This is a genomic window from Streptococcus cristatus ATCC 51100 (genome assembly GCF_011612585.1).
In the GTDB taxonomy this organism is placed as follows: domain Bacteria; phylum Bacillota; class Bacilli; order Lactobacillales; family Streptococcaceae; genus Streptococcus; species Streptococcus cristatus_H.
Window position 1 is genome coordinate 922,685 of the sequence record NZ_CP050133.1, and the last position, 20,004, is coordinate 942,688.

The window sequence follows — 20,004 nt, forward strand, 5'->3', positions numbered from 1 at the left end:
TGATGAAAATTGGTTTTATCGGTCTGGGAAATATGGGTGGTAATCTCGCTCGTCTAGTTGCCCAAGATGAAAGATACAGAAGCGAATTGCTACTGGCCAATCGCAGTCGTGACAAGGCTGAAAAGATTGCTGCAGAACTTGGTGGTCAGCCGGCCAGTAATGCAGAAGTTTTTGCTCAGGCAGAGGTGATTTTTCTGGGCATCAAACCTGCTCAATTTGCTGACTTGCTGGCTGAGTATCAGGAAATTCTAGACAAACGGGATTCTCTTCTGCTGGTTTCGATGGCTGCGGGTCTGCCTTTAGAAACGTTAGAAAAATTGACACCTAGCCACCATCGTTGGATTCGTATAATGCCTAATACACCGGTAGCTGTTGGCGAGGGGGTTATTACTTATGCCTTATCCCAGCAGGCGAATCAAGTAGACGAAGATTTGTTGCGTGAGCTTCTGTCTTCGGCTGGCCTTTTGGTCAAACTAGAGGAAAAGCAGTTGGATGCGGCGACAGCTCTTGCTGGCTGTGGACCAGCCTTCGTCTATCTCTTTATAGAGGCTTTAGCGGATGCAGGTGTCCGAGCTGGACTTAGTCGCGACATATCGCTTGAACTGGCCAATCAAACCCTTTTAGGCGCTGCCAAGCTAGGTCAGGTCAGCGCTCAACATCCGGCTCAGCTCAAAGATCAAGTCTGCAGTCCAGCTGGTTCGACCATCGCTGGGGTAGCCAGTCTGGAAGAAAATGCCTTTCGAGGAACGGTCATGGCAGCCGTTCAAGCTGCCTATCAAAGGACACAAGAACTTGGTAAGTGGAATAATTGTCATTTTGCCTTTTTTGAAGAAAAAATAGAATCGTAAAGCGATATGATACATCATCATATAAGTAATGCAGAGAGACACTCGTAGATGGCTTGTTTAAAGTCAGTACGAGTGTCTTTTTGTTTTTCAAAAAACTTATCTCTAAGAAGAAGTAGATTTTACAATCAACAGCTTAGCCCATTTTTCTTTTGTTTTTCCTTGACAGTTAAATTGTCAGAATTTATAATAAAAGAAGAAAGGTGATAACAGTGTTATCTAGTTGAAAGCATGAAAAAAGAAACAGATGAGTTAAACGAAAAAATCTTGGAAAGCGCGAGGAGTGAGTTCTTGGCTTATGGCTATCAGGATGCTTCACTGCGGAGAATTTGTCGCACGGCTGGCTTGACGACTGGGGCTCTTTATAAGCGATATGAGAGTAAGGACAGTCTCTTTACTGCCCTGCTTGAGCCTACTCTGATAGCCTTAGACCAGTATGGACAAGAGCAGAAGCGACGTGACTATGCTTTCCTAGAAGAGGGACACCTATCTGACATGTGGGCACATCGCTTAGAGGATCTCCAGTCTCTGATGCGGATTCTCTATGAGCATAAGGATATTATGCAGCTCTTGCTCTTTAAATCTCAGGGTTCTTCGCAAGCGGACTTCAGGATGCGTCTGCCTCATTTGGCAGCAGACGAGACTTATCGCTATTTGGAGCTGGCTTACAAAGAGGGGAAGATCAATCATTTGGTCAAACACGAGTTTCTGCGATCGTGCATGACAGCTTATTACACAGCTGTATTTGAGCCCTTGGCTCAAGACTGGCCCCAAGAGCAGGCGCTGGAATTTTGCCATTCCATTATGGACTTGTTTGACTGGGGAGGTTTGCTCGGTTTTTGATAGAAAGAAGGAAATTCTATGAAGAAAAAATCTGTCCTTACTTGGATCTGGGACTTTGTTTCCCTTCATAAGATATATTTTGTGCTCAGTCTGATCTTTGCCTTTGCCTCTGTGATTTCAGGATTTCTGCCTTATTTCTTTATTGGTGGAATGATTAATCAACTCTTGGCTGGCAATAAAAACTGGGATTTTTACCTGCAGCAGTCAGCGTGGGCGGGTCTGGCCTGGATTGGCTACTGGGGCTTCCACGGTATTTCCACCATGCTGTCGCATACGGCTACTTTTAAGATTCTAGCGGAAATGCGTCACCGTCTGACAGACAAGCTGGCTAAACTGCCTCTAGGTACAGTGCTTAGTCAGTCATCTGGCAGTTATAAAAACATTATCGTTGAGCGGGTGGATGCGACCGAAACGACCTTGGCTCACCTGATTCCAGAGTTTACCGCTGGGATTTTTGGTCCGATTATTGTTCTCATTGCTATGCTGGTTATTGATTGGCGGCTGACCTTGCTATCTCTCCTGACTATTCCTATTGTGATATTGGCCTATATGCGGATGGCTGTCAATAGCGAAGCCGACTATCAAAATACTCTGGTCAAGACCAAAAAACTAAATGATACAGCGGTGGAATACATCAATGGGATTGAGGTTATCAAGGTTTTTGGCAAAGAAAAGTTCTCTTACGATAAGTTTGTGACGGCTGCTAGAGAAGGAGCAGACTGCTTTATTGAGTGGATGCGCAAGTTCAATCTAGAGATGGGCATTGTGACTTCTTTTCTGCCATCAGGCTTGCTCTTTCTTCTGCCGGCTGGTTGTTATTTCTATTTGCAAGGCAGTTTGACTGCCGGCAATTTCATTCTGATGATTATTCTTTCGCTCAGTCTTCTGACTCCTCTGATTTTAGTGGCTAGTTACATGGACGATTTACGGAAAATCGGGACTATTTTTGGCCAAGTCATTGATATTTTGGAAAAGCCTGATTTGAAAAGGCCTCAGGAGCTGAGAGAAATTCCAAAAGGAAGGGATCTGGTCATGACGAATGTCAGCTTCGGCTATACAGATGAAGAGGAAGTACTGCACGATATTTCGCTAGATATTAAGGCTGGCAGCATCAATGCTTTAGTCGGTCCATCAGGATCAGGTAAGTCTACAATTGTCAAGCTTCTGGCTTCTTTCTGGGATGTCGGTTCTGGTCAGATTACCTATGGTGGCTTGGACATTCGCCAGCTTCCGCTAGACTATTACAGTCGGCAGATTGCTTATGTGACCCAGGATAACTATCTCTTTGATGAGACTATTATGGAAAATATCCGGATGGGAAATCCAGCAGCATCTGATGAAGAGGTCATCGAAATTGCCCGTCGCTGTGGCTGTTATGACTTTATCATGAACTTGGAAGACGGCTTTGGAACTCAAGTAGGCTCTGGCGGCGGTCATCTATCTGGTGGGGAGCGCCAGCGGATTGCTATCGCCCGTGCTATGCTTAAGGATGCGCCGATTCTTATCCTGGATGAAGCGACTGCTTATACAGATCCAGAAAATGAAGCACGGATTCAGTCCAGTCTAGCTCGTCTGATTGAAGGACGGACCTTGATTGTCATTGCTCACAGACTGTCTACGATTATGAGTGCAGACCAGATAGTCCTGGTCAATGATGGTCGTATTGAAGCTAGGGGGCGGCATGAAGAGTTGCTGGCAGCCAGTCCGCTTTATGCTTCCATGTGGCAGGCCCATATAGCTACCAGAGATAGTGGTGAAATGGAAGGTGGGCTGACTCATGCTTAATATACTGAAGAAATTCTTTGATTTCTGTACGGCCGAGGACCGTAGGAAATTTTATCAATCCATTTATCTGGGCATCATCAAGTCCTTTATCATCGCTCTGCGTATCCCAGCGATCGGCTTAGTCGTTATGGGACTGATTGAGAAGAATCTCTCTATGCAGACCTTCTGGCTGGCTCTGGCTATCATGCTGGTATCCACTGTACTAAACGTCTGGATTACTCTAAAAATCACCATGCTTCAGACGGAAGCGGGCTATCATACCTGTGCTCAGAAGCGGATCGAAATTGCCGAGCACATGCGCTATCTACCCATGGGTTACTTTAATCACAATAGCTTGGGCAAGATTACCAGTGTTACGACTAATACGCTGGAAGGGCTGTCTGATGTAGCTACGCGAGTGGTTATGATGACTGTGCAAGGATTCCTAACGACTGGTCTCATTACCGTTTTGGTCTTTCTCTATGACTGGCGGGTTGGTCTGGTTCTCTTGGTTGGTCTCGTCCTCTTTCTCCTGCCAAATACTCTCATGCGTTGGCAAGTTGGCAAGGTTTCTGATGACAAGTATCAGGCGGATATGGACCTGGTAGCTGTTGTTTTGGAGTACAGCCAAGGGATTGCAGAAGTTAAGAACTACAATCTGGTCAACCGTTCTGCCAAGAAGCTGTCCAAGGCTATTGAAGGCAAGAGTCAGCTAGATACCAAAATGACACTCGTGACCTCACCTTACATTGCTCTCCAGGGCATGGTGACCAAGCTGACCGGTCTCTTTATGGGTCTTTTCTCTATCTATTTTTATCTCAATGGCAGTATGGAGCTGCTGGTAACCATTATGATGATTGTCAGTGGTTTTATGATTTATGAAAATCTAGACGGCGTTGGCTCTTTCTCTTCTCTTCTGCGCATTGTTGATTTGTCTGTTGATATGGTCAATCAAGTCCTGGCTATCCAGCCTATGGACATCAGCGGTCAGGATATTGAGCCTAAGAGCAGCCGGATTGAGTTGAGAGATGTTAGCTTCTCTTATGGAAATAAGAAAATCATTGACGGGGTTTCCCTCACCATTCCAGAAAAAACGACAACTGCCTTGGTCGGACCATCTGGATCAGGCAAAACAACGCTTTGCGACCTCATCGCCCGCTTCTGGGATGTGGATCAAGGAAGTATCAGTCTGGACGGGCATGACGTCAGGGATTACAGCTATGACAGCCTGATTCGTAATTTCAGCTTTGTCTTCCAAAGCGTCTATCTCTTTGAGGATACTATTGCTAATAACATTCGTTTTGGCAAGCCGGAGGCCAGTCAGGAAGAAGTAATAGAGGCTGCCAAGAAAGCTGCCTGTCATGACTTTATCCTCTCGCTGCCTGATGGCTATGACACCAAGATTGGTGAAGGAGGTGCTAGTCTTTCTGGAGGTGAGCGCCAGCGCATTTCCATCGCTCGAGCAATTATCAAGGATGCTCCTATTATCATTCTGGATAAAGCAACAGCCAATGTTGACCCAGAAAACGAAGAAGCCCTCATGCAGGCTATTCAGGCTCTAACACGCGATAAGACCATTATCATGATTGCCCACCGACTCAAGACAGTTGAGCATGCAGACCAGATTTTGGTGCTGGATCAAGGCCGTATTGTCGAGCAAGGAAAACATCAAGACTTACTGGACAAACAAGGTATCTACAGTAAGTTTATCCAAGAAAGAAAAACTGCCGCCAGCTGGCGGATTGAGATGGGGGAATGATAACCTGAAACAGCAGGCCAGCGGCTTGCTGTTTTTCATTTAAAGGGAAGAATGGTATAATGAAAGAGAAAAATCTTGAATGAGGTACCCCATGAATGAAATCAAATGCCCCAACTGCGGGGAGGTTTTTACTGTCAATGAGAGCCAGTACAGTGAGCTTTTGTCGCAGGTTCGGACAGCAGAGTTTGACAAGGAAATTCATGCTCGGATTGAGCAGGAACTGGCTTTAGCAGAGCAAAAATCCCAGAATGCCCAACAAGTCCTCCTATCGCAGAAAGAACAGGAAATTAGCAAGCTTGAAAATCAAATTACTCAGTTTGAGACCCAGCAGGAATTGGCAAAGAAAGAGGCGGAGCAGGCAGCTAGTCTTCAGTTGCAAGAAAAAGACAAGGAAGTTCAGCAATTGGAAAGTCAGCTGACAACTCTGCGCTTGGAGCATGAAAATCAACTGCAAAAGACCTTGTCTGCGCTGGAAAAAGAGCGAGACGAGGTTAAGAACCAGCTAGTCTTGCAAGAAAAGGAAGCAGCGCTGGCTCAGACCTCGCTCAAAGAGCGCTATGAGGTAGAGCTACGGCAGAAAGATGAGACCATAGAGTTCTACAAGGATTTCAAGGCCAAGCAGTCCACTAAGATGATTGGTGAGAGTTTGGAACAGCACTGCGAGTACGAGTTTAACAAGAACCGTATGGCTATGTTCCCACGAGCGGAGTTTGGCAAGGACAATGATGCAAGAACAGGCAGCAAGGGTGACTACATTTATCGAGAGGTGGATGAAAATGGTGTAGAAATCCTCTCCATCATGTTTGAGATGAAAAATGAAGGTGACGAGACGGCGACCAAGAAGAAAAATGAGCATTTTTTCAAAGAGCTGGATAAGGATCGGCGTGAGAAAAGCTGTGAATATGCTATTCTTGTGACACTTCTTGAAGCTGATAGCGAACTCTACAATTCAGGTATTGTCGATGTGTCTTATGCTTATGAGAAGATGTATGTTATCCGACCACAATTCTTCTTGCCCATGATTACCCTCCTGCGTAATGCTGCGCTTAACTCGCTCCAGTACAAGCAGGAACTGGCCTTGGTGAGGGAGCAGAATATTGATATTACGCATTTTGAGGAAGATTTGGATGCCTTTAAAGTAGCTTTCGCCAAGAACTATCAGTCTGCTTCGACCAACTTTGGTAAGGCCATCGAGGAGATTGACAAGGCCATCCGCCGGATGGAAGAAATCAAAAAATTCCTGACGACCTCTGAAAACCAGCTGCGTTTGGCTAATAACAAGCTGGACGACGTCTCTGTCAAAAAATTGACACGCAAAAATCCTACCATGAAAGCGAAGTTTGAAGCGCTTAAGGGGGAGTAGGAGGATCCTATGCAGATACGAAAAGCAACCATGAAAGATGCTGAAGCACTACTGTCTCTATACGAAGACTTGGGCTATCCAACGACCGCTTCTAAGCTGTCTCGACGTTTAGAAATGATTCTTTCTCAACCACATTATGGCTGTCTTCTAGCTGAAAGAAACGGAGAAATTTTAGGTTTCTTAGGTTATGCGAAGCTCTTCTTTTTTGAAGCAGATGGATCTTACTATCGTATTTTAGCTTTGTCAGTTGCAAAAGAAACAAGACGACAAGGAATTGCTAGTAGGCTAATCGATGAATTGAAAAAACAAGCGGTAAAAGAAGGAGTTGAGGCACTGGCTCTAAATAGTGGAATAACCGCTGAACGAAATGCTGCACATCAGTTTTATCAGACAGTTGGATTTGAAAAAGTGACTGCCGGCTTTGCCCTGCATTTAAAAAGTCAACATAAATAAATCATGAAAAATAGCAGAGGAAACAAAGTAATGTCTACAGCAAATATGAACAGCATAAGGGCTTCCAAAAGCGAGTTTTAGTATTTTTAGAAAGTTAATCAATGAACGGAATTATCAACTTAAGAAAAGAAGCGGGAATGACTTCGCATGACGCGGTCTTTAAGCTGCGTAAAATTTTGGGAACGAAGAAAATTGGTCATGGGGGCACCTTAGACCCAGATGTGGTTGGGGTGCTTCCGATTGCTGTGGGCAAGGCAACACGTTTAGTTGAATTTATGCAGGAGGAAGGAAAGATCTACGAGGGGGAGATTACTCTGGGCTGCTCAACGACGACAGAGGATGCCAGCGGAGACATCCTAGAGCGGACGCCAGTGACGGAGCTTTTAGAAGAGGCTCTCATCGATGAAGCGATGGAGTCCATGACTGGTGAGATTCGCCAGATACCGCCCATGTACTCAGCAGTCAAGGTCAATGGCCGCAAGCTTTATGAGTATGCTAGAGCGGGTCAAGAAGTAGAGCGACCAGAGCGGCAGGTGACCATCTATAGTTTTGAGCGCACCAGTCCGATTTCCTATGAAGATGAGCAAGCTCGTTTTCGCTTTCGGGTCAAGTGTAGCAAGGGAACATATGTTCGAACCCTGTCTGTTGATTTAGGAGCAAAGCTTGGCTTTGCCAGTCACATGTCTCAGTTGACACGGACTTCTTCAGCAGGTATGAGCTTAGATGATGCCTTGACCTTGGAGGAAATAGCGGAGCGAGTAGCAGTGGAGGATTTTACATTTCTTCAGCCTTTGGAGTTGGGGACAGGTGATCTACCCAAGATTGAACTAACGATAGAGCAGTTAGAGGAAGTCCGCTTTGGTCGCTTTATTTTCATTGAAAATGCGGCAACAATCTTGGCTGGTTTTCATAAAGGTAAGCTTATCGCCATCTTAGAGAAAAGAGACGAATATTATAAACCCAAAAAAGTTTTTCTTTGATGGTATATAGCATATTAGCATCCTGAAATATATTTTCAGGATTTTTTATATGACTTGAATAATCAAATAAATATTGAAGTTAAAAATGGTCAGAAATTTTGTCTCCAAAGGCATAGAAGACGCTTGTATATCTTAGTACATGTTTTGAAATAAGAATACTCCAAATTTAGGCATTTTGGTAAAAAATGATAGAGAAAAAACAGGGGATTATCATTGCTTAAATCCTACTTATATGGTACACTTGGGAAAGTGACAATTTTAGAATAATAAGGAGGGTTCCAATACATGGGACAAGACTGGAAGAAAATAGAAAGGCAACGTTTTACAATTCGTAAGACGAGAGCATGGGGCGCATGTTCAGTTTTTCTAGGATCAAGTATTTTCTTTCTAGGAGGGGGAGTTGCAAGTGCACAAGAAGTTAGTCCTTCTGCACAAGACCAAGCACCTCAAGTAGCAGAAGCTGCTAGAGTTTCAGATGAAAAAGAGTCTGAGAAACCGGCAACTGAAGCGCAAGCCGAGCCTGAAAAGAATGCTGCGTCAGTAAGTGCAGGTGTTCAAGCAACTGAAGCTAAGGAACAAGCTGCGCCTAGCACTGAAGAAGTAGCTAAAGCAGAAGAAGCAGCTGTTTCAAAAGACGAAAAGTCAGAAGAAACAAGTGCTCCGAAAGAAGCTAAAGCAGAAGAAAAGGCTGAGCCAAAAGAAGAGAAAATAGAAGCAAAAACAGCAAGTTCTGAAACTAATGCAGCCACACAACCTAAGCGTTCAGGCACATCAGGATTCAGAAGTGTTAGTGGTACATCAGGATTCCGAAATACTGGTGCTGCTCGCCAAGGATCTGACTATACTGTTACTCAAGATGGTAATCTAGCTACAGTTCAAGCTAATGCCTTGAAAACTCAGCTGGATAGAGCAGCGTCAGAGAACTTGCCAGTTACACCGAACCAGCTTAGAAATTTTGGAACCGCAACAACTGACGAAGAAAGACGCAGATTAGAACGTCAAGCAGCTGATCTTCAAAATGCTGAAGCTCAGACAATGAATAAAAAAATCTCTGATTACTTGACGGCTAAACAAAGAGCTCAACAATTAACAGGTAGAGAAGGAAGCTTGCAACAAATTGCTCCTCAAAACCTCGTTTTCTCTGATGAGCCAAATGCAACAGCTAAGATTAGGCTGGCACAAGGAGACTGGTTTGTCAAAGACAGTACGCTCACATCTCGAAATCAATATGTTCGTGAAGCTTTGGATAGTCGAAGCTACAGTGAGTGGCGAGACGGGACAACTACTCAACCGAATGCAGTTATCACTAGAGCCGATACAAGCCAACCGGCAGCAGAGCGAATCATCAAGGATCAAACAGATGCTTACTACATGGTTCATACGCAAGTTGGTAGAACTACAACAGTAGAGTACACCTTGCACAACTCATTTGCAGGTGGTCGACCTATTACGAAAGCTATTGCTCGATATACGCCTAAGAAGAGTTCTGCTTATGATGATAGTATGGTAATGGCTATCCATAAAGACCCAACTATGACAGTTTGGAATGGATCCAGCTATGATCGTAAAGGAACTGGTAACCAATTGCATATGGAATGGGAATTCTATTATGCGGATGGCACTAAGGTAGACTTTGGCAGAACACCTGGTGTTGTTTCTTTCGCTTCACGTAACCACCACGGGAATGATATTTACGCTGAAATTTATGGTAATTTGAGCTCAAATATGCAGAATGTACAAATTGTAGGTTCTTCTATCGTTCCACAGGCAAATGGTTGGTACTATGCAAATGGTAAGAACAACTCTTATAAAGGCCAAACTGAATATCAATGGGACCAACAAGGTAATCCAAATGAATTCTGGGGAGCGGGTGCTGCAAAAGTTACAAGTGGTACATCATTGAGCTTTGATATTGCTACTACTAATCCTGGTCAGCACTGGCCACGTCCAATTCGCCAATGGTTCTCATTTAATACCAACGTAAAAGCTAATAACGTCGTAACTAACCCTAATTTGACTTATACTCCTGCAGCATATGTCAATGAAGTTCCAGCACCAGAACCAGAAAAGTCTTATGACAGATTTGTCATGGATATTCCACATAATGTCAGAGTCGTAGATTATGAGAATGCCACTCCAGATCAAAAACGCGCCTTTGACAATCAAACTGGTTCTCAGATTGTTTACCAACAAGGTAAAGACGGACAAGTTATTGTTGTAGGACCAAAACCAGAAAACCTAAATGACGTACCAAATCCTAAGTTTACAGCTCAAGAACTTGAGACACTTAAAAATGGTGGAACTGTAAGAGGATTTAAAGGACACAATTACGTTGATCCTGTAGATACCATCATGGTTGTCAAACGTAATGCGGGACCAACTGGGCCTAAGGGTGATAAAGGCGCAACTGGAGCAACTGGAGCCACCGGTGCAGCAGGACCAAAAGGTGATAAAGGCGCAACTGGAGCCACAGGTGCAACCGGTGCAGCAGGACCAAAAGGCGATAAAGGCGCAACTGGAGCAACTGGAGCCACCGGTGCAGCAGGACCAAAAGGTGATAAGGGTGCTACAGGCGCAACTGGAGCCACAGGCGCAGCAGGACCAAAAGGCGATAAAGGTGCAACTGGCGCAACAGGAGCCACAGGCGCTTCAGGACCGAAAGGTGACAAAGGTGCAACTGGCGCAACAGGAGCCACAGGCGCTGCAGGACCAAAAGGCGATAAAGGTGCAACTGGCGCAACCGGAGCGACAGGCGCTGCAGGACCAAAAGGTGATAAGGGTGAAACCGGAGCCACAGGAGCCACAGGCGCAGCAGGACCGAAAGGTGACAAAGGCGCAACTGGCGCAACAGGAGCCACAGGAGCTGCAGGACCAAAAGGCGATAAGGGCGCAACAGGAGCCACAGGAGCAACCGGAGCTAAGGGTGATAAAGGTGAAACCGGAGCAACAGGTGCCACTGGTGCTACAGGAGCTAAAGGCGATAAAGGTGAAACCGGAGCTAAAGGTGAAGATGGTAAGCCGTCATTGGCTCAAGTCGTAGACAACAACGATGGCACTCATACTGTTAAAGTTGGTCTTGATAAGAATGGCAATGGCCAGTTGGATCCAGATGAAGTAACATCATCTACTATCGTTAAAGACGGAAAAGATGGTAAATCTCCACTAGCTAAAGTTGTCGATAATAACAACGGTACCCACACAGTTCAAGTCGGTCTCGATAAGAACGGTAATGGTGAACTTGATCCAGACGAAGTAACATCTTCAACTATCATCAAAGATGGTAAGGATGGAAAAGCTGGTGCAACTGGTGCTACAGGAGCTAAGGGTGATAAAGGTGAAACCGGAGCTACAGGCGCAAAAGGTGAAGATGGTAAGCCGTCATTGGCGCAAGTCGTAGACAACAACGATGGCACTCATACTGTTAAAGTTGGTCTTGATAAGAACGGCAATGGCCAGTTGGATCCAGATGAAGTAACATCATCTACTATCGTTAAAGACGGTAAGGATGGTAAGTCTCCATTAGCTAAGGTTGTTGACAACAACAATGGCACCCACACAGTTCAAGTCGGTCTCGATAAGAACGGTAACGGTGAACTTGATCCAGACGAAGTAACATCTTCAACAATCATCAAAGATGGTAAGGATGGAAAAGCTGGTGCAACTGGTGCTACAGGTGCCACTGGAGCTAAGGGTGATAAAGGTGAAACCGGAGCTACAGGCGCAACAGGTGCTACAGGAGCGACCGGAGCAAAAGGTGAAGATGGTAAGCCGTCATTGGCTCAAGTCGTAGACAACAACGATGGCACTCATACTGTTAAAGTTGGTCTTGATAAGAACGGCAACGGTCAGTTGGATCCAGATGAAGTAACTTCTTCAACCATCGTCAAAGACGGTAAGGATGGTAAGTCTCCATTAGCTAAGATTGTTGACAACAACAATGGCACACACACAGTTCAAGTCGGACTCGATAAGAACGGTAACGGTGAACTTGATCCAGACGAAGTAACATCTTCAACTATCATCAAAGATGGTAAGGATGGAAAAGCTGGTGCAACTGGTGCTACAGGCGCGACCGGAGCTAAAGGTGAAGATGGTAAGCCGTCATTGGCTCAAGTCGTAGACAACAACGATGGCACTCATACTGTTAAAGTTGGTCTTGATAAGAACGGCAACGGTCAGTTGGATCCAGACGAAGTAACTTCATCTACCATCGTTAAAGACGGTAAGGATGGTAAGTCTCCATTAGCTAAGGTTGTTGACAACAACAATGGCACACACACAGTTCAAGTCGGACTCGATAAGAACGGTAACGGTGAACTTGATCCAGACGAAGTAACATCTTCAACAATCATCAAAGATGGTAAGGATGGAAAAGCTGGTGCCACTGGTGCCACTGGAGCTAAGGGTGATAAAGGTGAAACCGGAGCAACAGGTGCTACCGGAGCTAAAGGTGATAAAGGTGAAGATGGTAAGCCGTCATTGGCTCAAGTCGTAGACAACAACGATGGCACTCATACTGTTAAAGTTGGTCTTGATAAGAACGGCAATGGCCAGTTGGATCCAGATGAAGTAACATCATCTACTATTGTTAAAGACGGAAAAGATGGTAAATCTCCACTAGCTAAAGTTGTCGATAATAACAACGGTACCCACACAGTTCAAGTCGGTCTTGATAAGAACGGTAATGGTGAACTTGATCCAGACGAAGTAACATCTTCAACTATCATTAAAGATGGTAAGGATGGAAAAGCTGGTGCCACAGGAGCAACCGGAGCTAAGGGTGATAAAGGTGAAACCGGAGCTACAGGTGCTACAGGCGCGACCGGAGCTAAAGGCGATAAAGGTGAAACTGGAGCTACAGGCGCAACAGGTGCCAAAGGTGAAGATGGTAAGCCATCATTAGCCCAAGTCGTAGACAATAACGACGGTACTCATACTGTTAAAGTTGGTCTTGATAAGAACGGCAACGGTCAGTTGGATCCAGATGAAGTAACTTCATCTACCATCGTTAAAGACGGAAAAGATGGTAAATCTCCATTAGCTAAAGTTGTCGATAACAATAACGGTACCCATACAGTTCAAGTCGGTCTTGATAAGAATGGTAACGGTGAGCTTGATCCAGATGAAGTGACATCTTCAACTATCATCAAAGATGGTAAGGATGGAAAAGCTGGTGCAACTGGTGCTACAGGTGCCACAGGAGCTAAGGGTGATAAAGGTGAAGATGGCAAGCCGTCATTGGCTCAAGTCGTAGACAATAACGACGGTACTCACACTGTTAAAGTTGGTCTTGATAAGAACGGCAACGGTCAGTTGGATCCAGACGAAGTAACTTCATCTACCATCGTTAAAGACGGTAAGGATGGTAAGTCTCCATTAGCTAAGGTTGTTGACAACAACAATGGCACCCACACAGTTCAAGTCGGTCTCGATAAGAACGGTAACGGTGAACTTGATCCAGACGAAGTAACATCTTCAACAATCATCAAAGATGGTAAGGATGGAAAAGCTGGTACAACTGGTGCTACAGGTGCCACTGGAGCTAAGGGTGATAAAGGTGAAACCGGAGCTACAGGCGCAACAGGTGCTACAGGCGCGACCGGAGCTAAAGGCGATAAAGGTGAAGATGGCAAGCCGTCATTGGCTCAAGTCGTAGACAATAACGACGGTACTCATACTGTTAAAGTTGGTCTTGATAATAACGGCAACGGTCAGTTGGATCCAGATGAAGTAACTTCTTCAACCATCGTCAAAGACGGTAAGGATGGTAAGTCTCCACTAGCTAAAGTTGTCGATAATAACAACGGTACCCACACAGTTCAAGTCGGTCTCGATAAGAACGGTAATGGTGAACTTGATCCAGACGAAGTAACATCTTCAACTATCATTAAAGATGGTAAGGATGGAAAAGCTGGCGCAACTGGTACGACAGGAGCTAAAGGAGACAAAGGTGAAACCGGAGCTACAGGCGCGACCGGAGCTAAAGGTGAAGATGGTAAGCCGTCATTGGCTCAAGTCGTAGACAACAACGATGGCACTCATACTGTTAAAGTTGGTCTTGATAAGAACGGCAATGGCCAGTTGGATCCAGATGAAGTAACATCATCTACTATCGTTAAAGACGGAAAAGATGGTAAATCTCCACTAGCTAAAGTTGTTGATAATAACAACGGTACCCACACAGTTCAAGTCGGACTCGATAAGAACGGTAATGGTGAACTTGATCCAGACGAAGTAACATCTTCAACTATCATCAAAGATGGTAAGGATGGAAAAGCTGGTGCCACAGGAGCAACCGGAGCTAAGGGTGATAAAGGTGAAACCGGAGCTACAGGTGCCAAAGGTGAAGATGGTAAGCCGTCATTGGCTCAAGTCGTAGACAACAACGACGGTACTCATACTGTTAAAGTTGGTCTTGATAAGAACGGCAACGGTCAATTAGATCCAGACGAAGTAACTTCATCTACCATCGTTAAAGACGGAAAAGATGGTAAATCTCCATTAGCTAAAGTTGTAGACAACAACAATGGTACCCACACAGTTCAAGTCGGTCTTGATAAGAACGGTAATGGTGAGTTGGATCCAGATGAAGTGACATCTTCAACTATCATCAAAGATGGTAAGGATGGAAAAGCTGGTGCAACTGGGGCTACAGGCGCGACCGGAGCTAAAGGCGATAAAGGTGAAACTGGAGCTAAAGGTGAAGATGGCAAGCCATCATTGGCGCAGGTCGTAGACAATAACGACGGTACTCATACTGTTAAAGTCGGTCTTGATAATAACGGCAATGGTCAGTTGGATCCAGATGAAGTAACCTCATCTACCATCGTCAAAGACGGTAAGGATGGTAAGTCTCCACTAGCTAAAGTTGTAGATAATAACAACGGTACCCACACAGTTCAAGTCGGTCTTGATAAGAACGGTAATGGCGAGCTTGATCCAGACGAAGTAACATCTTCAACTATCATTAAAGATGGTAAGGATGGAAAAGCTGGCGCAACTGGCGCTACAGGAGCCACAGGCGCAACCGGAGCTAAGGGTGATAAAGGTGAAACCGGAGCAACAGGTGCCACAGGTGCCACTGGTGCTACAGGAGCTAACGGTGATAAAGGTGAAGATGGTAAACCATCATTGGCGCAAGTCGTAGACAATAACGACGGTACTCATACTGTTAAAGTCGGTCTTGATAATAACGGCAACGGTCAGTTGGATCCAGATGAAGTAACCTCATCTACCATCGTCAAAGACGGTAAGGATGGTAAGTCTCCACTAGCTAAAGTTGTCGATAATAACAACGGTACCCACACAGTTCAAGTCGGTCTCGATAAGAACGGTAATGGTGAACTTGATCCAGACGAAGTAACATCTTCAACTATCATTAAAGATGGTAAGGATGGAAAAGCTGGCGCAACTGGTGCGACAGGCGCGACCGGAGCTAAAGGTGAAGATGGCAAGCCATCATTGGCGCAAGTCGTAGACAATAACGACGGTACTCATACTGTTAAAGTTGGTCTTGATAAGAACGGTAACGGTGAACTTGATCCAGACGAAGTAACTTCATCTACCATCGTTAAAGACGGAAAAGATGGTAAATCTCCATTAGCTAAAGTTGTCGATAATAATAACGGTACGCACACAGTTCAAGTCGGTCTCGATAAGAACGGTAATAGTGAACTTGATCCAGACGAAGTAACATCTTCAACAATCATCAAAGATGGTAAGGATGGAAAAGCTGGCGCAACAGGTGCCACTGGTGCTACAGGCGCGACCGGAGCTAAAGGTGAAGATGGCAAGCCGTCATTGGCTCAAGTCGTAGACAATAACGACGGTACTCACACTGTTAAAGTTGGTCTTGATAAGAACGGCAACGGTCAATTAGATCCAGACGAAGTAACTTCATCTACCATCGTTAAAGACGGAAAAGATGGTAAATCTCCATTAGCTAAAGTTGTAGACAACAACAACGGTACCCACACAGTTCAAGTCGGTCTCGATAAGAACGGTAATGGTGAACTTGATCCAGACGAAGTAACATCTTCAACTATCATCAAAGATGGTAAGGATGGAAAAGCTGGCGCAACAGGTGCCACTGGTGCTACAGGCGCGACCGGAGCTAAAGGTGAAGATGGCAAGCCATCATTGGCGCAAGTCGTAGACAATAACGACGGTACTCACACTGTTAAAGTTGGTCTTGATAAGAACGGCAACGGTCAGTTGGATCCAGATGAAGTAACTTCTTCAACCATCGTCAAAGACGGTAAGGATGGTAAGTCTCCACTAGCTAAAGTTGTCGATAATAACAACGGTACCCACACAGTTCAAGTCGGTCTTGATAAGAACGGTAACGGTGAACTTGATCCAGACGAAGTAACATCTTCAACAATCATCAAAGATGGAAAAGCTGGCGCAACAGGCGCGACCGGAGCTAAGGGTGATAAAGGTGAAACCGGAGCTACAGGCGCGACCGGAGCTAAAGGTGAAGATGGCAAGCCGTCATTGGCGCAAGTCGTAGACAACAACGACGGTACTCATACTGTTCAAGTCGGTCTTGATAAAAACGGCAATGGTCAGTTGGATCCAGATGAAGTAACCTCATCTACTATCGTTAAAGACGGAAAAGATGGTAAATCTCCATTAGCTAAAGTAGTCGATAATAACAACGGTACCCACACAGTTCAAGTCGGTCTCGATAAGAACGGTAATGGTGAACTTGATCCAGACGAAGTAACATCTTCAACTATCATCAAAGATGGTAAGGATGGAAAAGCTGGTGCCACAGGAGCAACCGGAGCTAAGGGTGATAAAGGCGCAACCGGAGCTACAGGCGATAAAGGTGAAACTGGAGCTACAGGCGCAACAGGTGCCAAAGGTGAAGATGGTAAGCCATCATTAGCCCAAGTCGTAGATAATAATAACGGCACTCACACTGTTAAAGTTGGTCTTGATAAGAACAATAACGGCCAGCTCGATCCAGACGAAGTAACCTCATCTACCATCGTTAAAGACGGTAAGGATGGTAAATCTCCACTAGCTAAAGTTGTCGATAACAATAACGGTACTCATACTGTTCAAGTCGGTCTCGATAAGAACGGAAATGGTGAGCTTGATCCAGACGAAGTAACATCATCTACAATCATCAAAGATGGTAAGGATGGAAAAGCTGGTGCAACCGGTGCTACAGGCGCGACCGGAGCTAAAGGCGATAAAGGTGAAACTGGAGCAACAGGCGCAACTGGAGCTAAAGGCGAAGATGGTAAGCCATCATTAGCCCAAGTCGTGGATAATAATAACGGCACTCACACTGTTAAAGTTGGTCTTGATAAGAACGGCAACGGTCAGTTGGATCCAGACGAAGTAACTTCTTCAACCATCGTCAAAGACGGTAAGGATGGTAAGTCTCCACTAGCTAAAGTTGTCGATAATAACAACGGTACCCACACAGTTCAAGTCGGTCTCGATAAGAATGGTAACGGTGAGCTTGATCCAGACGAAGTAACATCTTCAACAATCATCAAAGATGGAAAAGCTGGCGCAACAGGCGCGACCGGAGCTAAGGGTGAAGATGGTAAATCATCATTAACTGAAGTAGTTGATAACAACGACGGTACTCATACTGTTAAGGTTGGTATCGATAAGAACGGCGACGGTAAACTTGATCCAAGTGAAGTAACCTCAACAACTATCGTCAAAGACGGTGCAACTGGCGCAGATGGTAAGCCATCATTGGCTAAGGTTGTAGACAATAACGATGGCACCCATACCGTTCAAGTCGGTCTTGATAAGAACGGTAATGGTCAGTTGGATCCAGATGAAGTAACATCATCTACTATCGTTAAAGACGGAAAAGATGGTAAATCTCCACTAGCTAAAGTTGTCGATAATAACAACGGTACCCACACAGTTCAAGTCGGTCTCGATAAGAACGGTAATGGTGAACTTGATCCAGACGAAGTAACATCTTCAACTATCATCAAAGATGGTAAGGATGGAAAAGCTGGTGCCACAGGCGCAACCGGAGCTAAGGGTGATAAAGGTGAAACCGGAGCTACAGGTGCGACCGGAGCTAAAGGCGAAGATGGTAAGCCATCATTGGCTAAGGTTGTAGACAATAACGACGGCACCCATACTGTTCAAGTCGGTCTTGATAAGAACGGTAATGGTCAGTTGGATTCAGATGAAGTAACCTCATCTACCATCGTTAAAGACGGTGCAACTGGCGCAACTGGTGCTACAGGAGCGACCGGTGCAACTGGTGCGGATGGTAAAGATGGTAAATCATCATTAACTGAAGTAGTTGATAACAACGACGGTACTCATACTGTTAAGGTTGGTATCGATAAGAACGGCGACGGTAAACTTGATCCAAGTGAAGTAACGTCAACGACTATCGTTAAAGACGGCGCAACTGGTGCTACAGGCGCAACTGGAGCGGATGGCAAGCCATCATTGGCTAAGGTTGTAGACAATAACGATGGCACTCACACTGTTCAAGTCGGACTCGATAAGAACAATAACGGTCAGTTGGATCCGGACGAAGTAACATCTTCAACTATCATCAAAGATGGTAAAGCTGGCGCAACCGGTGCTACAGGAGCGACCGGAGCTAAGGGCGATAAAGGTGAAGATGGTAAATCATCATTAACTGAAGTAGTTGATAACCACGACGGTACTCATACTGTTAAAATTGGAATCGATAAGAATGGTGATGGTAAACTTGATCCAAGCGAAGTGACTTCAACAACGATCGTTAAAGATGGTGCAACTGGTGCTACAGGAGCGACCGGTGCAACTGGTGCGGATGGTAAAGATGGTAAATCATCATTAACTGAAGTAGTTAACAACAACGACGGTACGCATACTGTTAAGGTCGGTCTTGATAAGAACAGCGACGGTAAACTTGATCCAAGTGAAGTAACCTCAACGACTATCGTCAAAGACGGAAAAGATGGTAAGACACCATTGGCTGAAGTAGTTGACAATCAAAATGGAACACACACCATTAAGATCGGATTTGATACAAATGGCAATGGTAAGCTTGATCCAGAAGAAGTAACCTCTGCTACAATCGTCAAAGATGGAAAAGACGGAAAAGATGGTAAGGACGGCAAAGACGGAAAAGATGGTCAAAGCTCTCTTGTAACTATCGTTGAAAATGGAGATGGCACTGTTACTATTCTTGTTGGAATTGATAAGAATAATAATGGTAAGGTTGATCCTGATGAAGTAACATCTTCTACAATTATCAGAAATGGTAAAGATGGCAAGGACGGCAAAGACGGAAAAGATGGTAAGGACGGTAAAGATGGCAAGGGTGTAACCGGTCCAACCGGCCCAACTGGTCCAATCGGTCCAACCGGTCCAACTGGTCCAACCGGCCCAACTGGTCCAACCGGTCCAACTGGTCCAACCGGCCCAACTGGTCCAACCGGCCCAACCGGTCCAACTGGTCCAACCGGTCCAACTGGTCCAACTGGTCCAACCGGTCCAACCGGCCCAACTGGTCCAACCGGTCCAACTGGTCCAACCGGTCCAACCGGTCCAACTGGTCCTACAGGTCCAACTGGTCCTACAGGTCCTACAGGTCCAACTGGTCCTACAGGTCCAACCGGTCCTACAGGTCCAACTGGTCCAACCGGTCCAACCGGCCCAACAAAACCAGTAGTTCCAACTGATCCAACTGGTCCTACTAAACCAATAAAACCAGTAGTTCCAACCGATCCAACAGTTCCGGCTAAGCCAACAAAACCTGCAGGAACAACCAAAGTAGTAGCTAAGTCAGGAACACTCCCTAATACTGGTGACAATAGCAACCATGAAGTAGGTGTTGTGGGTGCAGGCCTTCTATCTGCTGCACTTCTAGCTGCCTTAGGTGTTTCTAAGCGAAAAGAAGAAGAACTCTAAGATATTCCCTTTGTAAACTTTAAGGAATATCAAGTTTAGAGTAAAACAGAGGCTATTAGAATTGTAAATTCTATTAGCCTCTAGTTTTGTTGTATT

Annotated in this window: 8 protein-coding genes; all 8 read left to right on the forward strand. The window is 45.2% G+C overall.

Features of this window, described 5'->3' with window-relative positions; genetic code table 11:
* Positions 1-2 precede the first annotated feature (2 nt).
* The 8 genes from proC (at position 3) to HBA50_RS10485 (ending at position 19,908) form a co-directional block, all read left to right on the forward strand.
* Positions 3-848, forward strand: a complete 846-nt coding sequence (proC, locus tag HBA50_RS04560) for a pyrroline-5-carboxylate reductase (RefSeq protein WP_045497105.1) — start codon at positions 3-5, stop codon at positions 846-848.
* Between the two features lie 228 nt (positions 849-1,076).
* Positions 1,077-1,688 carry a TetR/AcrR family transcriptional regulator gene (locus tag HBA50_RS04565; RefSeq protein ID WP_045497108.1) on the forward strand — a complete coding sequence of 204 codons (612 nt, stop codon included), beginning with the start codon at positions 1,077-1,079 and terminating at the stop codon, positions 1,686-1,688.
* Positions 1,689-1,706: 18 nt separating this feature from the next.
* Positions 1,707-3,473, forward strand: a complete 1,767-nt coding sequence (locus HBA50_RS04570) for an ABC transporter ATP-binding protein (protein ID WP_045497111.1) — start codon at positions 1,707-1,709, stop codon at positions 3,471-3,473.
* A complete protein-coding gene (locus HBA50_RS04575) occupies positions 3,466-5,211 on the forward strand; it encodes an ABC transporter ATP-binding protein (RefSeq protein WP_045497114.1) in 1,746 nt (581 codons plus the stop codon). The genes HBA50_RS04570 and HBA50_RS04575 overlap by 8 nt, the downstream gene beginning before the upstream one ends.
* Positions 5,212-5,302: 91 nt before the next feature.
* On the forward strand, positions 5,303-6,574 hold the full coding sequence (locus HBA50_RS04580; RefSeq protein ID WP_045497117.1) for a DUF2130 domain-containing protein: 1,272 nt from the start codon (positions 5,303-5,305) through the stop codon (positions 6,572-6,574).
* A 9-nt stretch (positions 6,575-6,583) separates the two neighbouring features.
* On the forward strand, positions 6,584-7,027 hold the full coding sequence (locus HBA50_RS04585; RefSeq protein ID WP_045497121.1) for a GNAT family N-acetyltransferase: 444 nt from the start codon (positions 6,584-6,586) through the stop codon (positions 7,025-7,027).
* 101 nt (positions 7,028-7,128) lie between these two features.
* A complete protein-coding gene (truB, locus tag HBA50_RS04590) occupies positions 7,129-8,007 on the forward strand; it encodes a tRNA pseudouridine(55) synthase TruB (protein ID WP_045497124.1) in 879 nt (292 codons plus the stop codon).
* 285 nt (positions 8,008-8,292) lie between these two features.
* Positions 8,293-19,908: a collagen-flanked surface repeat-containing protein gene (locus tag HBA50_RS10485; RefSeq protein ID WP_045497127.1), complete on the forward strand. Its 11,616-nt coding sequence runs from the start codon at positions 8,293-8,295 to the stop codon at positions 19,906-19,908.
* Positions 19,909-20,004 lie beyond the last annotated feature (96 nt).